At 39.4% G+C, this 22,665-nt stretch carries 18 protein-coding genes and 2 pseudogenes; 13 read left to right on the plus strand and 7 right to left on the minus strand.

Annotated features, from left to right (window positions below):
- Positions 1–235: 235 nt before the first annotated feature.
- On the minus strand, positions 236–1,531 hold the full coding sequence (locus tag C3Y93_RS02405; protein WP_104851948.1) for a Y-family DNA polymerase: 1,296 nt from the start codon (positions 1,529–1,531) through the stop codon (positions 236–238).
- A 43-nt stretch (positions 1,532–1,574) separates the two neighbouring features.
- Complete coding sequence (locus C3Y93_RS02410; protein WP_096902350.1) at positions 1,575–2,189, minus strand: LexA family protein; 615 nt, start codon at positions 2,187–2,189, stop codon at positions 1,575–1,577.
- A 198-nt stretch (positions 2,190–2,387) separates the two neighbouring features.
- On the opposite strand from C3Y93_RS02410, the gene C3Y93_RS02415 reads away from it, so the two are divergent.
- Entirely contained in the window at positions 2,388–2,969 is a 582-nt protein-coding gene (locus C3Y93_RS02415) for a hypothetical protein (protein WP_104851949.1), read from the plus strand.
- Positions 2,970–3,061: 92 nt separating this feature from the next.
- The gene (locus tag C3Y93_RS02420) at positions 3,062–4,249 is read left to right on the plus strand and encodes a phosphotransferase enzyme family protein (protein WP_104851950.1); all 1,188 of its coding nucleotides are present in this window, start codon (positions 3,062–3,064) and stop codon (positions 4,247–4,249) included.
- Positions 4,250–4,803: 554 nt separating this feature from the next.
- Here C3Y93_RS02420 and C3Y93_RS02425 read toward each other — a convergent pair.
- Positions 4,804–4,992 (minus strand): annotated as a pseudogene (locus C3Y93_RS02425) (IS110 family transposase); the annotation flags it as partial.
- Between the two features lie 203 nt (positions 4,993–5,195).
- Between C3Y93_RS02425 and C3Y93_RS02430 the strand changes: the two are divergent.
- Positions 5,196–6,371, plus strand: a complete 1,176-nt coding sequence (locus C3Y93_RS02430; protein ID WP_104851951.1) for a Fic family protein — start codon at positions 5,196–5,198, stop codon at positions 6,369–6,371.
- A 150-nt stretch (positions 6,372–6,521) separates the two neighbouring features.
- Here C3Y93_RS02430 and C3Y93_RS02435 read toward each other — a convergent pair whose 3' ends face one another.
- Both C3Y93_RS02435 and lipA read right to left on the minus strand, forming a co-directional pair.
- A complete protein-coding gene (locus tag C3Y93_RS02435) occupies positions 6,522–7,613 on the minus strand; it encodes a transcriptional regulator (protein WP_104851952.1) in 1,092 nt (363 codons plus the stop codon).
- A 233-nt stretch (positions 7,614–7,846) separates the two neighbouring features.
- Entirely contained in the window at positions 7,847–8,821 is a 975-nt protein-coding gene (gene lipA, locus C3Y93_RS02440; protein WP_104853228.1) for a lipoyl synthase, read from the minus strand.
- Positions 8,822–9,163: 342 nt separating this feature from the next.
- Here lipA and C3Y93_RS02445 point away from each other — a divergent pair, with 342 nt between their 5' ends.
- Genes C3Y93_RS02445 through C3Y93_RS02470 form a run of 6 tightly spaced genes read left to right on the plus strand, consistent with a single transcriptional unit; the run spans position 9,164 to position 15,987 of the window.
- A complete protein-coding gene (locus C3Y93_RS02445) occupies positions 9,164–10,126 on the plus strand; it encodes a thiamine pyrophosphate-dependent dehydrogenase E1 component subunit alpha (RefSeq protein ID WP_104851953.1) in 963 nt (320 codons plus the stop codon).
- Positions 10,127–10,141: 15 nt separating this feature from the next.
- A complete protein-coding gene (locus tag C3Y93_RS02450; protein WP_104851954.1) occupies positions 10,142–11,161 on the plus strand; it encodes an alpha-ketoacid dehydrogenase subunit beta in 1,020 nt (339 codons plus the stop codon).
- 1 nt (position 11,162) lies between these two features.
- Positions 11,163–12,698 (plus strand): 2-oxo acid dehydrogenase subunit E2, encoded by a 1,536-nt coding sequence (locus C3Y93_RS02455; RefSeq protein ID WP_104851955.1) that lies wholly within the window; start codon positions 11,163–11,165, stop codon positions 12,696–12,698.
- 11 nt (positions 12,699–12,709) lie between these two features.
- Positions 12,710–14,110, plus strand: a complete 1,401-nt coding sequence (gene lpdA / locus C3Y93_RS02460) for a dihydrolipoyl dehydrogenase (protein WP_104851956.1) — start codon at positions 12,710–12,712, stop codon at positions 14,108–14,110.
- 11 nt (positions 14,111–14,121) lie between these two features.
- The gene (locus C3Y93_RS02465; RefSeq protein ID WP_104851957.1) at positions 14,122–14,907 is read left to right on the plus strand and encodes an acetoin reductase; all 786 of its coding nucleotides are present in this window, start codon (positions 14,122–14,124) and stop codon (positions 14,905–14,907) included.
- Between the two features lie 21 nt (positions 14,908–14,928).
- Positions 14,929–15,987, plus strand: a complete 1,059-nt coding sequence (locus C3Y93_RS02470) for a 2,3-butanediol dehydrogenase (RefSeq protein ID WP_004281883.1) — start codon at positions 14,929–14,931, stop codon at positions 15,985–15,987.
- A gap of 308 nt (positions 15,988–16,295) precedes the next feature.
- Here the strand turns inward: C3Y93_RS02470 and C3Y93_RS02475 are convergent, their stop codons facing one another.
- A complete protein-coding gene (locus C3Y93_RS02475) occupies positions 16,296–16,532 on the minus strand; it encodes a VF530 family DNA-binding protein (RefSeq protein ID WP_003651786.1) in 237 nt (78 codons plus the stop codon).
- A gap of 528 nt (positions 16,533–17,060) precedes the next feature.
- On the opposite strand from C3Y93_RS02475, the pseudogene C3Y93_RS02480 reads away from it, so the two are divergent.
- Positions 17,061–17,882: pseudogene (locus C3Y93_RS02480) on the plus strand (ISNCY family transposase); the annotation flags it as partial.
- Between the two features lie 190 nt (positions 17,883–18,072).
- Here the strand turns inward: C3Y93_RS02480 and C3Y93_RS02485 are convergent.
- Positions 18,073–18,531 (minus strand): DUF2147 domain-containing protein, encoded by a 459-nt coding sequence (locus C3Y93_RS02485; protein ID WP_104851958.1) that lies wholly within the window; start codon positions 18,529–18,531, stop codon positions 18,073–18,075.
- Positions 18,532–18,951: 420 nt separating this feature from the next.
- On the opposite strand from C3Y93_RS02485, the gene C3Y93_RS02490 reads away from it, so the two are divergent.
- From C3Y93_RS02490 to gcvH, 3 genes are all read left to right on the plus strand, one after another.
- Positions 18,952–20,811 carry an ABC transporter ATP-binding protein gene (locus C3Y93_RS02490; protein WP_104851959.1) on the plus strand — a complete coding sequence of 620 codons (1,860 nt, stop codon included), beginning with the start codon at positions 18,952–18,954 and terminating at the stop codon, positions 20,809–20,811.
- A gap of 227 nt (positions 20,812–21,038) precedes the next feature.
- Positions 21,039–22,067, plus strand: a complete 1,029-nt coding sequence (locus tag C3Y93_RS02495) for a helix-turn-helix domain-containing protein (protein ID WP_004973729.1) — start codon at positions 21,039–21,041, stop codon at positions 22,065–22,067.
- A gap of 71 nt (positions 22,068–22,138) precedes the next feature.
- Complete coding sequence (gcvH, locus tag C3Y93_RS02500) at positions 22,139–22,513, plus strand: glycine cleavage system protein GcvH (RefSeq protein ID WP_104851960.1); 375 nt, start codon at positions 22,139–22,141, stop codon at positions 22,511–22,513.
- Positions 22,514–22,665 lie beyond the last annotated feature (152 nt).

Genomic DNA, 22,665 nt, shown 5'->3' on the forward strand with positions numbered 1-22,665 from the left:
GGTTCTACATCTCCTGCTGTAGGGTGGTTCTCGGCAATGAAAATTTTAAAGTCATTGTATTGTTCTTCAGTCCAATAGTAGGGATATTCATTGGTAAAAAAGTAGTCTCACAGATGGTATACATCAAACACCTTTATACTACTTTGTAGTGTTTAATTGTATACTACAAAGTAGTACTTTTAAGCATTAAATTAGGTCTCATATTGTGAGCTTTTTTAGCCCAATCAAATAACTGCTAATCACCAAGCGCCAATAAACCTTCCCAGCTAAAATAATTCGGGCTTAAATGGCTGCGCTGCATCGCCCAAGTTCGATCTTGCAATTTACATGCTCCAATGGCGAGTTTTTGCACACCAAATTTATTTTTCACGGTATCCAACACTTGCTGTAATTGTTCCTGTTTTTCAATGGCGTCAGTATCTGTAAGCAGGTCGTGAATATAGCTTTGTTTGGGTTCAAGTCCCGTTAAAATCACACCACATTTTTTAAAGGCAATTCCTTCCTGAAATAGCGTTGTCACATGCTTCATCATGGCTTTGTTCATGAGCAAAGCAGAATCTGTTGGCTCATTGAAAGCAATAGTGACCGATTGATTGTAAAAAACTTGGCGCGGATCAAAACGGTTAGATTGCGCAAAAATGATCATACAACCACATAAACTTTTTTCAGCTCTGAGCCTTTGCACAGCAGATTGTAAATAATCGCTCAAAGCTTCTGAAAGCGCATGAATATCTGTTACACGCTGCCCAAAAGAACGTGAGCTGATGATTTGCTGCTTACTTACGGTATTGTGCTCCAGTTCAATACATGCTGTACCTGTGAGTTCAAGAATGGTTTTTTTCATTAAAATTGAAAATTTACGTTGCATTTGCTCAGGATCACTAATTGCTAAATCAAATACAGAATGAATCTTTAAAGCATGCAGTTTTTTGGCAAGTTTTCGACCCACACCCCAGACTTCAGCAACATCAATGTGTTGAAATAAGGCTTCTTTGCTACATAAGTCCATATGGAGTAAATTACACACGCCGTTGAAATAGCTATTTTTCTTGGCGATATGATTGGCCAGTTTGGCTTCAGTTTTACTGTGACCAATACCGACACAGACAGGAAGAGCCAGCCATTGCCATAAAGTTGCTTTAATTTCTTGCGCTAATTCATTTAAGTCGGTCTGAGAATATGAATTCAGTTCAATAAATGTTTCATCAATTGAATAAATTTCAATATCTTTGGCACTGACAAATTCTTGAATAATATTATTAAAACGTCTGGACATTTCTGCATAGAGCGCATAATTACTTGAAAAGACCGCAACATCATGTTGTTGAATTAATTCTTGAACTTGGTAAAAGGGCACAGCCATTTTAATGCCAAGTTGTTTGGCTTCTTCGGAACGTGACACCACGCAGCCATCGTTATTGGAAAGCACCACCACAGGACGATGATTCAGGTGTGGTTGAAACAACCGCTCACAGCTCACATAACAATTATTAATGTCAATGAGCGCAAAAACTTGCTCTAAAGCTTTCATGACTATTTTACTTATTCGGCTTTTTTATGCATTATTGTGGTGTTTAAACCATCAGGTTTTTCAAATTCCACGTGACCACAGCAAACACTTCAAAAGTTTGCCCATCTTTCAGGTAAATGCTGTCGTAGTCGGGGCTTTCTGCCTTGAGCCAAGCTTCGGGCAAAGTGGCAGGGTCGTAGTCTTCACCAAAATGTTCAGCCAATTCACTTTTGGACATTTTGGCTGTAATCATCAAGCGTTTAATAGTCAGGTCTTTTTGGTCGATTAATGCAACCACAATGCTGCGGTGTTTGGCTTCTTTACTGCGATCTACCAGTACAATATCGCCGTATTCAAGCCCTGCATTCACCATAGAGGTAGTGCGTACCACATTTAAAAAGGTCGCATTTTCATTAGAAATAAGATATTCATTCAGATCAATATTTTTATCAATATAGTCTTGAGCAGGCGAAGGAAAACCTGCAGGAATGGATTCTATTGTTACGGGAAGATGCAGCGTTTTTCTTTTAGCAAGCGCTTGAAAATCATGCTGATTCAGCAATTCAATTTGTTCAAGCAGGGCATTAAGGCTAGGGCTGGGTTTACCATCGCTGCCCATGATTTTTTGTAATGACGCCCAAGCAGCGTCAGAGAAGTAAATAGGTAACTTCTTAGACATGAGATTACTCCTACGCAACGAGGCGTGTTTGAAGTGAAATTTGATGTGTTGATAGCATAGCTGAAAACATGATTAAGATTCAATCTACGTGGATAATTGATTGCTAGATATAGATCACACTCTACGATTGCATAGCTATACAAACACAAGCCTTTCCGTTAGGATTTTTCTATCGCAGCAGCATATTTAGAGATTGGCATGCATATTGTTGAAGACATTTATTTAACGAAAGAAGAAGTTGAATCTTTACTGTTGGGATTAATCAATTCACAACTTGAACCTGAGTTTTTAATGCAGGATTTCATTAAACATCAGGTCTGGTCTTTGGCTGAATATTTTAAGCAAAATACTGAACATGAAGTTGATTTTGCGCAAATCAGTTGCCCGATTAAAGTCAAAGCGGAATATCAAAATCATCGTTTAAAACGTCATTTTCTGGTTGAGTTTCATCTGACCACCACACCTTTTTTTAATTATGAGCCAGAAGAAAATAGCGTGGCTTACTCCTACATGATGAAAGATTTTTATCTGACCGATATTATTTTTTATGATGCCTATACGGGTGAAAATTTGCAGGCTTGGATGCAAAAAAGATTCGTGATTTTGCAGGGTGAACGTGAAATAGAAGTGAATTCATTGTCATGGTATGCAGATTACAATTTGCCGCAAGTTACACAAAATATGGTGTCTTTTGTGAGTGAAGCTGCTTATGACACAGGTTTAGATCAGATTGTAGATGAAGTGAATTTGCGTTTACGACAAGCCAAGACCGTTAATTAAATAGCTATCATCTATCTAAAAAATGATTATTTGAGATGGATGGCAGGGAATATACGATTACACAATGCTGATCAGGTTAAGGAATATCGAAAATGACCACAATCACACATGATTTAGGTCATGGCATGGGGAATGACTGGGAATATAAAGATTGGGCACATCTGACTGTCTCAGAATTACACAACCTGCAACCGTATTACCCATGCTTGCAAGGGGGTATTCAAATTCTGTGGTGCAGTCCGCGCCCATTTTCATCAGCCGCAGTGATTGAAGTCACGCAGGATGCAGTCAGTACAGATAAAATAGGAAGTCGCTCGTATTTCATTAAACGCAGTCATCGTTCATTTCGTAATGCGCAAGATATTTTGCAAGAGCATGCTTTTTTGCGACATTTAGCCAGTAAAAACATTCCTGTTGCGACATTAATTGCCTCGAATTGCGGACTGACCGCTTTAGAAATGGGCGACTGGACTTATGAAGTCTACGAAAAAGCAGCAGGTTTTGACTTATATGTCGATCAGCAATCTTGGACGCCGTTTTTCTATACAGAACATGCTGCAAAAGTGGGAAGTTTGCTTGCCAAATTGCATGTCGCCATGCAGGATTTTCCTGAGTTACATGGCAGATCGGCGCGTTATTTAGTATCAAATCAGCAGCTTTTAGAAAGTGAAAATATTGTAACGGCTATTCAGCAACGTATTCAAAATAGCCCTGAATTGAGCCGTTATTTTGCCGATAAAAACTTAGACGCCGTTTTTTTAGAGCGTGTATCTCAGACGCATCATAAAATTAAGCATATATTGCAGCAGACCACTAAAATTTGGACGCATAATGATTTGCATGCTTCCAATCTGTTTTGGTCTGCGCAAAGTGCCGATGCCAATATTACAGCGGTAATTGATTTTGGTTTATCAGATCGAAATTCAGCGCTTTATGACCTTGCGGTCACGATTGAGCGTAACTTTATAGATTGGCTGGCTTTAGAACATACGTCACAAATTAATGTTGATGAAGCGGGTTTAAGCGCGTTTTTACAAGCGTATTGTGCAGAAATACACCCACAACAAGACTTTAGTATTTTGCCAGAACTGCTAAAAATTGTGCATTTGGATTTCGCATTTTCAGAACTTGAATATTTTGTCGGGATTACCCAAAACCTGAAACATGCCGATGCTGCTTATTATGATTGGATTGTTGGACATGTAAATTGGTTTTTTACAGAGCAAGGACAGCAATTTACCCAGACTTTTACTCGATTCCTTCAACGCGAATTGTCATAATCTGCACAGCTAAATGCCTCAAGCATCACTACTTTTTTAATGCAAGATTTTATATGTACAATTGTAAATTCAAACAGAATATATTCACTGCGCCTTTAAAAATCTTCATTCTGTCATCGCTGTGTTGGGTACCTTGGGTTGATGCAGAAAATGGTATTCAATAATTTGATACGATTGTCATCACAGCCAATGAAACCACGCCGTATTTTAGTTTTACAGTAAAGACTGAGGGTTTGCGTACAGATTGTTTACAAAAAGCGCCTGCCTCTATTTCTGTTATTACTGCAGATGCGATTGTCGATCAATTTAATTTATGGTTTGAATGTACAACATAGCTCTGCTGCTGGAACAGGAGTACATTTAGAAATATTTCAACTGCCAATCATCACTATAACTGCTGAAAAGCAGGATGAACGTCATTCTCCATCTCGAGCGATTACACAGTTCAACCACAATTGACTAGGTCTTAATTGAGAGGTGAACCGTACCAGGTTTGTCGGAGACTCAATATTCTGAGATGAGATAGCGTCTTGGTAGTCAATCAGGTTTTGATATTATTCGACCAATAAATAATCTCTTTGATAGGCAGTCTGATGTTTTAAAACGCCATAACACAGATGTATAAGCTTGCGCATTGCAGCACCTAAAGCACACATTTTATTTTTACCCTGGCTTAATAATCGTTGATATAAAGCTTCAATGTGTGGATTATATTTAATCGCTGTTAATGCTGACATAACCAACCTAATGGCTAAAAGAAGTAAATGAGCCGAATAACCTGTATATTTGACTCATTATATGAGCTGTTTAAGCCAATTATTCGGCTCACAATCTAGGTTTTATTAGGTCAATAGTCATAAATGAGCTGAATAACTGAATTAATAGCTCCTCACTAAATGAGCCGAATAGGTGTTACAATAGACTCATGCAGTAGGGGGGAATGCTTATGAAAAAATGGGTATGGCAAAAAGCAAACTGGACTAAATTTAAATGGGATGAAGCACTTGTCACAGTAAAATTACGTTTAATTCATAAGAAGATAGGTCAATTAGTCGGAGAGAGCAAAGTATCACCAGAAGCTGAGGCATTACCATTAGATACACTGCTCACAAATCTAGTCGCATCCTCACTCATTGAAGATGAGAAGTTGAATGTTCGTTCACTCAAATCCTCATTAGCTCGGCGTTTAGGGGTAACAGAAGAAAATCCTGCACCCATTCAAGATAAAAATGAAGGTTTAGCCAATATCATGATGGATGCAGTGAGCAATCATAATGCGCCATTAACAATGGAGCGCTTATTACAATGGCATAACTGGCTTTTTCAAACTATAGAACGCTTTGATTATGCTGCGCAAAAAATCAAAGTAGGAGAAATTCGTGATAACGAGGCACCAATGCAGGTTGTTGGTGGTTCTCTTTATGGTACTACTACCAAGGTTTACTTTGAAGCACCTGAGGGTGGAGAGCATTTACAGGGACTAATGAATGAATTTATAGAATGGTTCAATAGTTCTAGAGAAGATGTAATGCTTGATCCGTTATTGCGAGCTGCACTTGCTCATTTTTGGTTTGTGACATTACATCCATTTGAAGATGGTAATGGTCGTATTACGCGTGTTATTACAGATTTAGCATTAGCTCAAATGGATCACCAAAGTATCCGTTTATATGCTATGTCCGTGGCCATTCATGAAAATCGTAGTAGTTATTATGAGGTCCTTGAGAAATGCCAGAATGATACTTATACAATCAATGAGTGGTTGGTCTGGTTTTTAAACACCTTAGAAAAAAGTATCGATAGGTCTTTACTACGACTTGATCGAACGATCACTAAAGCGAAATTTTGGAGCACTTATTCTCATATCGAATTCAATGAAGCCCAGAATAAAGTTTTAAATCGTTTACTCAATGGCGAAGAGAATGATTTCCCTCTCGGAATTAATGCTTCACAGTATCAAAAGCTCACTGGAGTAAGTAAGGCTACAGCAACACGTCACCTAACCGAGCTTTTGGAAAACGATGTGCTGTATAAACTGGAAGGTGGTGGGCGTAATACCCGCTACGTGCTGAAAATTGATAAAGAAAAGTTTACTCAAAAAGAGGTGGTCTCACTTGTTTGAACAACTAAAAGCTTATTTATAAGCTTTATAAGCGATATTCTGTATTAGTTCAGACTTGATCGTACATTCTCATTAAAGGAGTATGAAAATCAAGCTTCCTTTTCAATCTGTTTCACAATAAAACTTTAGAATTGAAGCAACAGATCAAATCTAAATCAGATTTGAAAAATAATTACGGTGGATACTGTCCTGTGGTAATAACTCTAATAAACGCTGTACAGCATCAATTCGGTCATGTGTCTGCCCAATAATTCTTAATAACTGATCGATATCCTTTATTTGATAGATCAACTGGCTCAAACGGGCATCAAAACAATGTCTCCAAGTGCTGAGTAAAGGGCTTTCTGATTTAGAGAGAAAGCTACCTTTATATAGTGAGAATGTACTGGAAATAAGATTTGCATTTAATGATTGTTCAGCACTTAAAAAATCACATTGGACTTCACAGCTAAGCCTATAAATCCGAGGCTCAATTGAATGAGGTAATAGGCTACGAAGTTGTGAAAGCTCAGCCTTTAGGGTTTTTAGGCTGACACTACGCTCACCATAAAGGGCATAGTGTAACTCTTCTAAGCCAATTCCATGGGGATGCAAAGCTAAAATGCAAAGTATTTCAATTTGACGGTGACTCAAGTTTAAAGTTTGCCCATTAAATTGAACCCAAGGCGAGCCTAGCGCCTTAATGTATAAAAAATTTTGCTGTTCAAACTTTATGGCTCGTTGTATTAAATCCGCACAGCGTTCAACTGCAAGCAGCCCCAAAGGAGTATGTTTTTTATATTTTGTGGAAAGGTTAATAATGCCATGAAATTGCCCTGATGTCGGATCCCAGATCGGCGCGGCATAACAAACCCAATCTCGAACACTGTCCATTTGGTTTTCATGAGAATAGACACAACTTGATATTTGGCTGTTTAAAGTCATACCTATCGCATTGGTCCCAACAGCCTGTGTAGACCAATGCCCACCCTCAATAAAATGAACCTGTTCGGCAGAAGAAAGCATTGCAGAACTACTCCATGTCCATAACAGAGTACCTTGATGATCTGTGAGACCAATCGCCATATCTGAATCATCAGCTATTTTGAGTAAGTCGGCATAATTATGTTGGATAGAGCGGCGAAATAAAGACGTTTTATCTTCTGGAGGTAAGGCTAAAACAGGAGCCGCATGTACAGTATGTTGATTAATTAAATGGGTTGTTTGCAGATTTTTTGCAGATGCGGTATTGAACAGGTTCATATCATATTCCTTTATGATCAGACTGTAATATTTTTAAATTTTAGAAATGAGTTTCCAAATTTATAGTCATTTACGTCATTTCTTCTTGCTTCAATTTTAAATGCTTTTATCTTTGCTTGGTTAAATCATATCTTATGGCTTTACCAGTCCTTGAGTTACTTTAAAAGTGTTCTTATGAGCTGAAAATGGCTATTTCCATCTGAAATGTTAATAAACGTAAATAGGATGAAAATTCATTCGCTCATGTAAGGGCTAGGCACAGCTTCACCATGATACTGACGGTCTGCAAAATAACTTGATCGTACTAATGGCGCACTCCAAATATTTTTAAACGCTAAGCGCTCTCCATGTGTTTGATAATGCTTAAACTCTTGCAACGTAACAAAACGATGAATTGGCGCATGAGACTTAGATGGCTGTAAGTATTGACCGATTGTGACATAGTCAACGTGGTAATCTTTCAAATCATTTAATAAGACAATAACCTCAGCCTCGACTTCTCCTAAACCGACCATCAAACCGCATTTGGTTGGAATATCGGGACAGTAGTGTTTAAATTTCTTGAGTAAATCCAATGAGTGCTTATAGTTAGCGCCTGGTCGCATGGCTTTATACAGACGTGGCACGGTTTCAATATTATGATTAAAAACATCAGGTGGGTTTTGGCTCAGAATCTTCAGGGCAATATCTGCACGACCACGAAAATCAGGAACCAAAATTTCTATCAGAGTCTCTGGACTGGTTTGACGAATTTCTCGAATGCAATCTGCAAAATGCTGTGCACCACCATCTTTTAAGTCGTCTCGATCAACAGAAGTAATCACGACATACTTTAAGTTTAGATTCTTGACTGTTTCAGCCAGATGCTTTGGCTCATTAGGATCTAGGATATTAGGACGACCATGTGCGACATCACAGAATGGGCAGCGTCGAGTACAAATATCTCCCATGATCATAAACGTTGCAGTCCCTCCGCTAAAGCATTGCGGCAAATTGGGGCAGGCCGCCTCTTCACAAACCGTATGTAGTTTCTGTTGTCGTAATAAATCCTTAATGATTTGAACTTCCTCGGGTTGACTAATTTTAGTCCGAATCCATTCTGGCTTTTTCGGTGTCGTTTCCGTTGGAACAACTTTAATCGGAATACGCGCCATTTTCTCAGCGCCACGTAGCTTCTTTCCAGTTAATACTGTGTTATTTAAATCCATTTCAAACACTCCGTCGTTTAAAATAATTAACATATACCCTGATATTAAATAAACTGCTTTAAATGCATTAATAATATTAAAACAGGGCAAAAAACTTATCATATAAAACAAAGGTTGGTTAAAGGTTTGTTTTTGTATGTGATTGAGCTGTTGTAAAATTTTACAAAAATTTTTAATTTCATAACCTTCTGTTTTTAATATTTATCTCATCTTTTTATGCATTATATTTTTTTAGTCTAATATGAAATTAAGTAAAAATATTCTTATATAAATATACGATTTAAAAATCCAATTATTCAATTTTGGATTTTCTTTTAAGCGTAGTGAATAAGGAACAAATATATGCAATTAACGGAAGAGCAATTGCTAGCAGCATACAAAAGAATGCGCGACATTCGTGAATTTGAGGATCGACTTCACGATGAAAACAATACAGGTGATATCCCTGGTTTCATCCATCTCTATAGCGGTGAGGAAGCTGTTGCAGTAGGGATTTGCGAAAATTTAACAGATAAGGACTTCATTACATCAACACACCGTGGACATGGACATTGTATTGCTAAGGGCTGTGACATTCACGCCATGATGCTAGAAATTTTTGGTAAAGATGATGGTTTGTGTCGTGGTAAAGGCGGCTCAATGCACATTGCGGATTTAGATAAAGGCATGCTCGGTGCAAACGGTATTGTAGGTGGTGGTCCACCTTTGGCTATTGGGGCAGCTTTAAGTGCTAAAACACTCAAGAATGGTGGTATTGGTCTGTCATTTACCGGTGATGGCGGGTCAAATCAGGGCTTAACTTTTGAAGCAATGAATATGGCTGTGGTGTTAAAGCTTCCTGTCATTTTTGTTTTTGAAAATAACGGTTTTGGTGAAGGTACTGCACATGATTATGCCGTAGGCAGTAAAGACATTGCAGGCCGAGCAGCAGGTTTTGGCTTACCCGCTGAAAAAGTAGATGGAACAGACTTTTTTGCTGTGTATGAAGTTGCACAAAAAGCCATTGAACGTGCCCGCCGTGGTGAAGGCCCGAGTGTGATTGAAACAGTAACCAACCGTTTTTATGGACATTTTGAAGGTGATCCGGGACTTATTCGTTCCAAAGAAGAACTGGATTATGTCAAAGAACATAAAGATCCATTGAAAATATTCCGCGAAAAAGTCAAAGACAAAATTGACGAAGCCAAGCTCAATGCGATTGACGCTCAGTCTAAAGCCAATGTAGACGATGCCGTTGCAAAAGCACGCGCAGCTAAGTACCCAGAAGTCTCTCAGTTACTTACTGATGTTTACGTCTCTTACTAAAGGAATAGTAGAAAAATGCCAAATAAAAGTTATCGAAACGCGATTAAAGAAGCAATTGAATTAGAAATGCGCCGAGACTCAAGTGTCATTGTGGTCGGTGAAGATGTTCGTGGTGGGCATGGTGGCAAAAATACCGATGACAATAAACTGGAAGGTTTTGGCGGTGTACTTGGTGTAACCAAAGGCTTATGGACTGAATTTGGTCCTGAACGAGTCATTGATACGCCAATTACAGAATCAGCGATTATTGGTATGGCGGCAGGTGCTGCTGCAACGGGTTTAAGACCTGTGGCAGATTTAATGTTTATGGATTTTTACGGCGTGTGTTATGACATGCTGTATAACCAAGCAGCTAAATTTCGCTACATGTTTGGCGGCAAAGCCAAAGCGCCACTCGTTGTACGAGGCATGATCGGTGCAGGTTTTTCCGCAGCAGCGCAGCATTCTCAGTCGCCATATAACGTGTTTGCCTCAGTGCCAGGCTTAAAAGTGGTGGTGCCTTCAAGTGCCTATGATGTAAAAGGGTTGTTGATTCAAGCCATTCGAGATGACGACCCAGTAGTCTTTTGTGAACACAAGTTGTTGTACGACATTAAGGGCGAAGTGCCAGATGAGTCCTACACTATTCCTTTTGGTGTCGCAAATTACACCCGTGAAGGCACAGATATCACCATTATTGCCTTAAGTTTGATGGTGCATCGTGCCAATGAAGTCGCTGATAAGCTCGCAAAAGAAGGCATTTCGGTTGAAGTGGTTGACCCTAGAACCATTTCTCCATTGGATGAAGACGGTATTTTAGAGTCAGTGGCTTCAACAGGCCGCGTGGTGATTGTAGATGAATCTGCAGCGCGTTGTGGTTTCGGACATGATGTGGCTGCACTCATTGCACAGAAAGGCTTTCATTTTCTTAAAGCACCAATCGAGTTAGTCACTCCACCACACTCACCCGTACCATTTTCACCCGTATTAGAAAAAGAATGGTTACCCAGTGTAGAACGCATCGAACAGGCTGTACGTAAGACGTTGGAGGCTTAGGATGAGCGAAATTAAAACCTTAGAAATCCCAAAATGGGGTTTGTCCATGGAAGAGGGCACGATTGCCCAATGGCTGATTCAGGAAGGTACGCAATTTAGTAAAGGACAGGAAATTTGTGAAATTGAAACCACAAAAATCGTCAATGTTCTAGAAGCGCCTTTCGATGGCTTGCTACGAAAAATTATTGCTAAAGATGGTGATACCCTTGTCGTAGGTGGAATCATTGCAATTTGTGCAGACGCTCAAGTTTCCGATGCAGAAGTTGAAGCATTTGCACAGTCTTTAGGGGGAACACCTGCTGTAACTGAAAATAAAGCGGTAGCAGCGGTTCCTGAAAAAGTCGATGTGGCTCAAGTTGAAACCAAAGTACAAGCTGCTCCTAAACAGAACAGTGTTGGTAATGGATCAAAAGCGGTGACTCAGGGCGGATATTCTATTCCTGATGAGTTACAAGGCTACCAACAAACCGATGATATTTTTGCAACGCCACATGCCTTGAAATTGGCTGAAAAGCATAATGTAAACTTGGCTCAGATTACGGGTTCTGGACGTGAAGGCCGTATCAGTGTTCAAGATATTCAGGCCGCAGTTCAAGCTGCTGGTGGTTCTTGGCCAGATGTACGTCATCAAGCCAGCACGAAAGCCGTGAAATCTAAAGCAGATGACAGTTATGTTCTAGCGACACCTGTTGCCCGCCGTTTGGCAAAACAATGGGGCATTAATTTGCATGATTGTCGCGCATCAGGTTCACGTGGACGAGTCTGTAAGGAAGATGTTGAAGCTGTATATCAACGGGAAAATCCTGTACAAGCTCAACATACTGAGTATGCGCATCCAACAGAGTCTGCAAAATTCACCACCGTAGCTATGAATGGTATGCGTAAAGCAATCGCTGCACGGCTACAAGCGGCAAAACGCAATGCACCACATTTTCGCTTAACGATAGACTTAAATGTTGAGTCGGTTCAGGTTTTGCGTCAGCAAATTAACAGTACTGTACCGCAAGTCAAACTGTCCATTAACGATATGCTGATTAAAGCTGCTGCTGCTGCACTGATTAAAGTTCCACAAGTTAATGTTCAGTTTGATGAAGAGAATCAGCAGATTTTACAGTTTGAACAGGCTGATATTTCGGTTGCTGTAGCCATCGAAAATGGACTGATCACGCCAATTATTAAAGCAGCGAACCGTAAATCTTTGGCGCAAATTTCCAATGATATGCGTGATCTGGCGACACGTGCCAAAACTGGAAAATTGGCACCTGATGAGTTTCAAGGGGGCAGTTTCAGTATTTCCAATTTAGGCATGCTTGGTATTCAACAGTTTGATGCCATTATTAACCCGCCTCAAGGTGCAATTCTAGCCTTAGGTGCAGCAGAGAAACGTGCTGTCGTTGAAAATGATGAGATTGTTGTTCGTGAAATGGTGACCGCAACATTGTCTTGTGATCATCGTGTCATTGATGGTGCGTTGGGTGCTCAATTCTTATCGGCATTTAAGCAGTTTGTCGAAAATCCTGCATTAATTTTGGTGTAGGAGGAATAGTCATGTCAGATACACAATTTGATCTTGTGGTTATTGGTGCTGGTCCTGGAGGATATGTCGCTGCGATTCGCGCAGCGCAACTGGGATTAAAAACGGCAATCGTTGAAAAACAACACTTAGGCGGAGTATGTCTTAATTGGGGATGCATTCCAACCAAGGCATTATTGAGCGGGGCTGTGCTTGCGCAGCAGTTCAAACATGCAGGGCAGTTTGGCTTTACGCTTAACGCGATTGATTTTGACATTCAAAAACTGGTCCATCATAGCAGACAGGTTTCTGAGCAACTCGTGCAAGGTATCGGTCAATTATTGAAAAAAAATCAAATCACTGTTTTTAACGCGGCAGCCCAGTTTATTGCCAAAGAGCAATTAGAGCTGACAGATGCGAATGGTCAAAAACAGCAGATTTCTGCACCGCATATTATTGTCGCAACAGGTGCACGTGCGGCCAATTTGCCTCATATTCCTGTAGATGGCCATCAGGTCTGGAGTTATAAAGAGGCTTTAGTTCCAGAACAATTACCAAAATCTTTACTGGTCATTGGTTCGGGTGCTATAGGCAGTGAGTTTGCAAGCCTATACCAAGACTTAGGCTGCCAAGTCACCTTGGTTGATATTGCCAAGCAGATTCTCCCTAGCGAAGACATTGAAGTTGCCAAGTATGTGCAAAAGCAATTTGAACAGCAGGGTATACGGGTTTTAACCGAAGCGACCGTAAAAAAAATAGAAACTGATCAGGCTCAAGTACATTGTCATATTGAAACTGCCACAGGTGTGCAAATCATTAGCGTTGAAAAGGTACTTTCAGCAATTGGCGTGAAACCGAATGCTGAAAATCTTGGCCTAGAAGCTTTGGGCATTGAACTTGAGAATGGTTTTATCAAAGTCGATTCATGGTGTAAAACCAATGTTGTGGGCGTTTATGCAATTGGCGATGTTGCAGGCGCGCCGTGTTTGGCACACAAAGCCAGTCACGAAGCCATTCTTTGTGTGGAGAAAATTGCAGGCCTAAGTCATGTACATGCTTTAGATCGTACACAAATTCCGGGCTGTATCTTTACCCATCCGCAAGTGGCCAGTATTGGTTTGACAGAACAGAAAGCGAAAGCTGCGGGCTTGAATATCAATGTGGGTAAGTTTCCTTTACAAGCGAATGGTAAAGCATTGGCTTTGGGCGATAGCGCAGGATTTGTTAAAACCATTTTTAGTCAGGAAACAGGTGAATTGTTGGGTGCTCACATGGTTGGACATGAAGTCACCGAACACATTCAAGGGTTTGCCATCGCGAAATACCTAGAAGCTACAGATGAAAGCTTAGCGCAGGTCATTTTCCCTCATCCTACTTTGTCTGAGGCGATGCATGAGTCGGTCTTGTCGGCGATGCAACGTGCAATCCATATTTAAGGAGTCGCAACATGCCTAGAGGTTTAAACAACAAAGTTGCTTTAATTACGGGTGCGGCACAAGGCATTGGACGTGGTATTGCCTTACGTTTAGCACAAGAAGGTGTACATATTGCCTTGGTCGATCTTCATCAAGAAAAGTTAAATACTGTTCAACAAGAGGTTGAAGCCTTTGGCGTAAAAGCCACCACATTTATTGCGGATATTTCAGATCCAATACAAATCAGTGACGCTATTAATCATGCAGAATCGACACTTAGTGGCTTTGATATCATGATTAATAATGCAGGTATTGCACAAGTCAAAGCTTTGGCAGAAGTAACGCCGAGTGAATTTAAGCAAATTATGAACATCAATGTCGGTGGTGTACTTTGGGGGATTCAAGCCGCAGCAAATAAATTTAAACAACGCCAACAGGCTGGAAAAATTATTAATGCATGCTCAATAGCAGGTCATGAAGGCTTTGCTTTACTCGGTGTTTATTCGGCAACGAAATTTGCAGTTCGTGCATTGACGCAAGCTGCGGCTAAAGAATATGCTAGTGTTGAAATTACTGTAAATAGTTATTGTCCGGGTGTTGTTGGTACAGACATGTGGGTCGAAATAGATCAGCGGTTCTCTGAAATTACAGGTGCACCAATTGGTCAAACGTATAAAAAATATGTAGATGGTATTGCTTTAGGACGTGCTGAAACACCAGATGACGTGGCTGCATTAGTTGCATTTTTAGCCAGCGAGGATGCAAACTATATTACAGGTCAGTCTATTTTGACAGATGGTGGAATGGTTTACCGTTAATATCAACATAAGGAATACACAATGAAAGCAGCTCGTTTTTATGACCGAGGGGATATTCGAATTGAAGATATCCCTGAACCGAAAGTACTTCCAGGCACAGTTGGAATTCAAGTTGCATGGTGTGGTATTTGCGGTACAGATTTACATGAATTCATGGAAGGTCCTATTTTTATTCCACCTTGTGGTCACCCACACCCAATTTCGGGAGAATCTGCACCTGTAACAATGGGACATGAATTTTCAGGCGTAGTTTATGCAGTTGGTGAGGGTGTAGACGATATCCAAATTGGACAACATGTCGTAGTTGAACCCTATATTATTGCGGATGATGTCCCGACTGGCCCCAATGATAAGTATCATTTATCAAAAAATATGAACTTTATTGGTTTAGGCGGACGCGGTGGTGGTCTTTCTGAAAAAATTGCAGTTCAGCGGCGTTGGGTACATCCTATTTCAAATGATATTCCTTTAGACCAAGCAGCGTTGATAGAACCTTTATCTGTCGGTCATCATGCCTATGTCAGAAGTGGCGCAAAAGCTGGCGATATCGCACTGGTTGGTGGAGCAGGCCCAATAGGCTTACTTTTATCTGCTATTTTAAAGGCTAAAGGTCTCACGGTCATCATTACTGAACTGAGTGCAAAACGTAAAGAAAAAGCGATAGAAGCGGGTGTTGCCGATTATGTACTAGACCCATCTAAGGTTGATGTAGTTGCTGAGGTAATGAAAATTACAGAAGACCGCGGTGTAGATGTAGCTTTTGAATGTAGTAGTGTCAATAAAGTCATGGATACACTCGTTGCAGCAATGAAACCAACTGGTGTAGTCGTTATCGTTTCTATTTGGAGCCATCCTGCCACAATTAATGTGCATAGTGTGGTGATGAAAGAGCTAGATATTCGTGGCACGATTGCTTATGTAAATGATCATCAGGAAACTATCCGTTTAGTCGAGCAAGGTAAGATTAATCTAGAACCTTTTATTACCCAACGTATTGCATTAGATGATCTTGTTTCTAAAGGCTTTGAAACGTTGATTCATAATAATGAATCGGCTGTAAAAATTATTGTTCATCCATAGTAAAGCCTAATTTGAATAAGCTAGAAATAAACTCTATGTAGCTATTTCTAATATCTTTATCGATAGAGAATGAGTCTGTACGTACAGATTCATTCTCAAATTTACAGTGTTGAGTGCCAGTATGATTTTGATCATAGAGCCTTAAAGATAGAAAATAAGTTTTTAAATAAACCATAGGGATATAGACTAAATTTTGCCAGGAGAGTGGTGGCAGTCCACCACTAATTAAAAGATGTCTACAAAATCATTGGCTATTCAATAAGTTTAGTTTACTGTTTGGTATAAAATATTATGCTGAGTTTTGATAGCTACGATTTTTGTTTGGCTTTTTGACGTAAGACATACAAATATAAGCTTTCAACTTTTTCACGTGCCCATGGTGTGGTACGTAAAAACCGTAATGATGACTTAACACTTGGATCTATACAAAAACATCTAATTTCAATTTTACGACTTAAGCCTTCAAAGCCACCATAGTAATCCAATAACTCATCCAAAATGTCAGCAAGTTTTTTGCCGTGTAGAGGGTCATTGGAGGCATTCATAATAGATAAACCATATTTTTGGAGGCCATCATTATAACCTGAGCTAGTTGAAAAATGGGAGGGTTGAAATTTAAACATAATTAACATTGATGTGTGCTGAAATAGCAGGAGACATTCACTTGTGAGATTCTAGTCAGCCGACTTGTAAAAATCTTCTGCCATTTGATTTAGTGTCTTAAAATGTAGACCTTTCTTTTTATAGAATAAGACCTTAAAGAAAACCTATTTAACTGAAGCAAACATAAAAGTGCATTACTAATTTGACAGATAATAAAACCTGATTTAATCTATATCAGAAATAATGAACAAATTAGCAGGTGTTATTTATTTAACATAATGTACATTATGCGCAATGGTATTGTTAGAAACCATTTAAAGTGTCTGTATTCTCACCAATAAAAATGTCTGGTCTATGATGCGCATCAACATCATGGACTGGATATAAACTTGAGATGCTGATCACTATGTCTGACAAGGAAATACAACGTCTTGCAGTCCTGCAAGATGTTCGAGATCAACGTATTACACAAGTCTGTGCTGCTGCGCTTTTGTGAGGCCGAAACGACCTTTGATTATATGCTTTCAACCCGAGCCTACATTGAGCAATACGGCAAGCCTTTGGCCTTTTATAGCGATAAACACTCAGTATTTCGAGTCAATCAGAAATCCAAGCAAGACAGCCAGATCACGCAATTTGGCAGGATTCTCAACGAATTAAACATCGATATTATCTTTGCCAACTCACCACAGGCCAAAGGACGTGTGGAACGCGCCAACAGAACTCTGCAGGATCGCCTGATCAAGGAAATGCGTTTTGAAGGCATCTGCTCAATTACCGAGGCCAATGCTTGGCTGCCCTGCTTCATTGAGCAGTTCAATCAGAAGTTTGCCAAGTGTGCGAGAAACTCGAAGAACTTGCATCGACCTTTAACGGAATCTGATGCTGAGCTAGAGGATATTTTTACCTGGCAGGAACCGCGTAAGGTCACGAAGAATCTGACTATCACGTATGACAAGTGTATTTATATGCTTGAGCCAACAACACTGAACCACAAACTTGTTGGGCAATACATAACATTTTTAGAGTATCCAGATGGTACTGTGGCCATCATGCACGAAGGACGGAAGATCAACTACAGTATTTTCAATAAACTGGCTAGACTGCAGCAGAATGAAGTAGTTGAGAATAAAAGATTAGGTGCGGTTCTGGCCCATATCCAGCAACAACATGAAGAGTTGGAAAAACAAAATAAAAGTTCCCGTGCCAAGAAAAGTATGCCGAGTCGTAAAGCTCAGAAAGTTGTTATTGAACAAAGAAATTTAAATCCTGTTCTTGACTCTTGCAGTTAAAAACAGGACATTTTAAATGGGTTATCGCATAGACATTTTAATTGGTGAATAACAAATAAATATTAAGTAATTGATATATATTAAGTTATTTTAAGTATTCGGTATCTCAATTTACCTTATCATTCACAAAAAGATAAAAAGCTACTCAATCTTTCAATCAAGTAGCTTCAAAAATACGCCGTACAATCTGTTAAAGTTTTTTCCAAGTCATCGTGCTAATCGCATTCGCGCTCTTGGCTTTGCCATATACTTTCATTTGATTATTCGCCGCATTTAATTGAGCATCAATTTTATAGACATAACCATCTTTCGGATTAATCCATTGTCCTTGCGAAAATTGTTTCGGATTTGAATTTGCCACTAAGCCTTCTAATGCCTGCATGCCTTTTATGGGCTGATTCTTTAAGTTGCCTTGGCATTTACTGCATACCTCTAATTGAATTGTGCCTACCGATAACAAATTTCGAGTAATTACAGCACTATATTCCGAAGTTTTAGAGTTCTTACGAATCACAATTTCCGCAACATAATGCCCTGTATGATCATCAATTACTTTCCATGTACCAATCAATGGATCAAATGGCATGGCTTGAACAGGAAAAATAAATCCCAAATATAGTGCAATTGCACCTAAAAAGTTACGCATCATAAAAATATCAACTTAAAACCAATTTACAGCACGGTTGTGCTAAAAATGGGCGTGATTATAGCAATCAATGTTGAGTTTAAATAAATTTTTCATAAAAATTAAATATTTATATGCTATTGGTTCGATGAAATATCATTAAAAATGTGAACCAATACGCTTTTTATGGGTAGATGAATTTTGATGCGTTGCAGCTTTATGCATAAAAGTGAATCTGTAACGTGGTTTTGTATGCCAATTAATCATCTATATTTCTTCTTTCAACATTTGCTGTGTTATGGCGTAAACTAGACCTACAAGCTGTATCACTATAAGTTAAGAAATATTCACAGGAATGCTCTTAACTTTATCCTAAGTTTTTGTTTTTACTGTCTTAAATTTATCTATCTTTAAATTTAGGTTTAGTCATCAAGGTAACATCGTATGCTCAAGTGGTTCGAGAAACTTATAGATCCTTATCCAAATAAAGGTTTGACCGAACCCTTGCCAACCACGTTTTTTGCCTTTGTTTGGCAAGCAGCTTCAGGTGTACGTCCATATTTATTGTTATTGGTTTTATGTACTGCAGGCGCTGCCAGCTTTGAAGCTTTGCTATATGCAAAAATTGGCGATTTAGTCACATGGCTTAGTCAAAGTCAGCCAGATACTTTCCTTGCGCAACATCAGCAGAACCTTACTTTGCTGTTTTGTATTTTATTGGCCAATATCTTTTTTGCCAGTGCGCAGTCAATTGTGAAGCATCAAATGTTATACAGTGGTTTTCCAATGCGTTTGCGTTGGCGTTTCCACAATTTAATGTTGCAACAAAGTCTGGATTTTTTCCATAATGATTTTGCAGGAAGACTCTCTGCCAAAGTCATGCAAACCGCCTTAGCAGTACGTGAGTTTTGGGTCATTTTGGGCGATATGCTTGCCTATGTATTCATTTACTTTATTACGATTAGTCTGGTATTGGGCGCAATTTCTCCAATGCTCATTTTGCCGTTATTGCTATGGTTGGCTTTATTTATTCTTGCAGCAGCTTATTTTATTCCGCGTTTGAGCAAAGTATCTAATGAACAAGCCGATGCACGTGCAGTGATGACAGGACGTGTGACCGATGCTTATACCAATATTCAAACCGTAAAATTATTTGCGCATGCAGGTCGCGAAAGCCAATATGCCAAAGCGTCGATGCAAGAATTTATGTTGACAGTTTATAAACAAATGCGTTTGGGCGCTCAATATGAAATCAGCATTAATTTACTGAGTGTGGTGCTATATGTCGGTGTTTTAGGTACTGCTATTTGGCTTTGGCTCAATGGTCGTGCTGAATTAGGTATTATTGCTGCCACCACAGCCATGATTCTCAAATTGAATAGTATTGCCGAGTTTATGATGTGGCAGACCTCTGCCCTGTTTGAAAATGTCGGCACCATTCAAGACGGTATGAAAACTCTTGGACGTCCAATTGCGATACAAGATAAAGCCGATGCGAAGCCATTACAAGTTACTCAAGGCGAAATTCAGTTTAAAGATGTAAGTTTTGCTTATAACAGTAAAAACGTGATTGACCAGTTTAATCTGCATATTGGTGCAGGCGAAAAAATTGGTATTGTGGGACGCTCAGGTGCAGGTAAATCGACCTTAATTCAATTGCTCTTGCATTTTTATGAACTCAAACACGGCTCAATTATGATTGATGGGCAAAATATTGAAGATGTGACCCAAGACAGTTTGCGTAAAAACATTGCACTTGTGACTCAAGATACTTCACTATTACATCGTACTGTGGCTGAAAATATTAAATATGGGCGACCTGACGCCACTGATGCAGAAATGTTTGAAGCAGTACGCAAAGCTAAAGCCGAGGAATTTATTCCACAATTGACCGATTTACGTGGCAAAAAAGGCTATGAAGCCTACGTGGGAGAACGGGGTGTTAAACTTTCAGGCGGACAACGTCAACGTATTGCCATTGCCCGTGTTTTCTTAAAAGATGCGCCTATTTTAATTTTAGATGAAGCCACCAGCGCGCTTGACTCTGAAGTTGAAGCGGCAATTCAATCGAGCCTCGATGAACTCATGCAAGGTAAAACTGTAATCGCGATTGCACACAGACTATCTACCATTGCACAAATGGATCGTTTAATTGTGCTCGATCAAGGACGTATTGCAGAACAAGGTACGCATGATGAACTGGTGGCTATGAACGGAATTTATGCACAACTTTGGCAGCGTCAAACAGGTGGTTTTTTAATTGAACAAGATAAAATCGTAAAACCATCGACTGATAAAAATTAGCATCTCCAGCAATTTTGCTGTAACTCAGGCTTTGATGAAATGCAGATTTATCGCATATAGTCAAAGCCTGTTTTGTCTAACAATTTCCATAGAATTTCTTTAATTTTCATGCCAAGATGCAATATGTCATCTACGTTCTTATGTCGCCGTTTGGCAAACTAAGATATGCATAGATGACAGTCGCTAAGGCAAATTAAAATAAAATTAGCAAATGCAATGGAACATGCATGAAAACAATATCAGCACGTCAGGAACAAGGTGTTCCAGGGGTTTATGGCTTATTGGTTTTGGATGTTGTATCCCGTTGGGGTTATAACGCAGATACCTTATTTGCACCATTTCAACTCAATAGCGAAATGTTGGCAGACCCAGAATGTCGTATTCCTACACCTATTGCCAATGAGTTGGTTAAACATGCTTTAAAACTTACAGGCGAATCGACACTCGGTTATCATCTTGGTACGCAAATGCGCATTTCCATTCATGGCTTTATTGGCTATGCGATTATGACTGCGCATGAAATTAGTGATGCGTTGATTTTAGCCAATCGTTTTATTCAACTGCGTATGCCCTTTTTACAATTGTTTTTCTCAACTTTTGGTGAAAAAGCCAGTCTGCAATTGCAGTGTGATATTCACATGGAACCTTTACGCACAGAAATTGCCATCGCTTTAATTATTGGCATGATTACCATGAGTAAAGCCATGACAGGTACCGAACACTTTACAGGTGAAGTCGATTTTGACTTTCCTAAACCTGCAGGTTTTGATCAGTATTTTTCGAAATTTCCTTATCATCAATTCCGTTTTGATCAGCCGTATTTAGGTTTAAGTTTTGACAAGCAATATCTAGGCTTAAAAATGATTAATGCCGATCCTATTGCCAGTCAAATTGCGATTAATCAATGTGAAGCCGAACTTTCTGCTTTAGGTGAACGTCGCCGCATTTCTATGCGAGTACGTGATATTTTAACCCACGCAGAACAGCATTATTTAAGCATTGAAAATGTTGCCGACTATCTACACATGTCCGACCGCACACTCAAACGTCAACTGGCTGCAGAAGGTACTTCATTTTCAAACTTGGTCGATGAAGTACGTTATCGGCATGCAACTTCCCTGCTTTCCCGTACAGACTACACGCTAGAACAAATTGCCGATGAATTGGGTTATAGCGATGTGGCAAATTTTAGTCGTGCTTTTAAACGCTGGAGTGGACGCAGTCCGAGCAATTGGCGTAAAGATCCGTATTTATAAACTTTTGTTTTTAGCAAAAAGCATGTATAAAACATGGCAAAAAGATTCGATACAATTTAAGGAGTTATCAAATGAATCACCCTGCTGAATTAAAATATGCAAGAACACATGAATGGGTGCGTATTGAAGGTGATTTGATCGTCACAGGTATTTCAGACCATGCACAAGATGCTTTAGGCGATTTGGTCTATGTAGAAGCACCTGAAGTTGGTCAAAAAGTAATTGCGGGTGAACAAGCAGGTGTGGTTGAGTCTGTTAAAACAGCTTCAGATATTCACGCCCCTGTTTCAGGCGAAGTAGTTGAAGTGAATAGCAATTTAGAAGATGACCCTGATTTTGTGAATGATGAACCGTATGGCAAAGGCTGGATTTATAAAATCAAACCAGACAATATGGCAGATGTAGAACAGCTTTTATCAAGTGCAGACTATGAATCTGGCTTATAAGCCTTAAATTTGCAGCGTTTAATCGCTCAAATTCAAAGAAATCAGCTTCGGCTGATTTTTTTTGTATTGCAACTTTAGAAAATAAACCTAATTATCTTTATTTGATAAAATAATTAAAATAATTGCATTAAAATCTAATTTTAAGTTTAATT

The sequence above is a fragment of the Acinetobacter sp. SWBY1 genome (assembly GCF_002946595.1).
GTDB lineage: Bacteria > Pseudomonadota > Gammaproteobacteria > Pseudomonadales > Moraxellaceae > Acinetobacter > Acinetobacter towneri.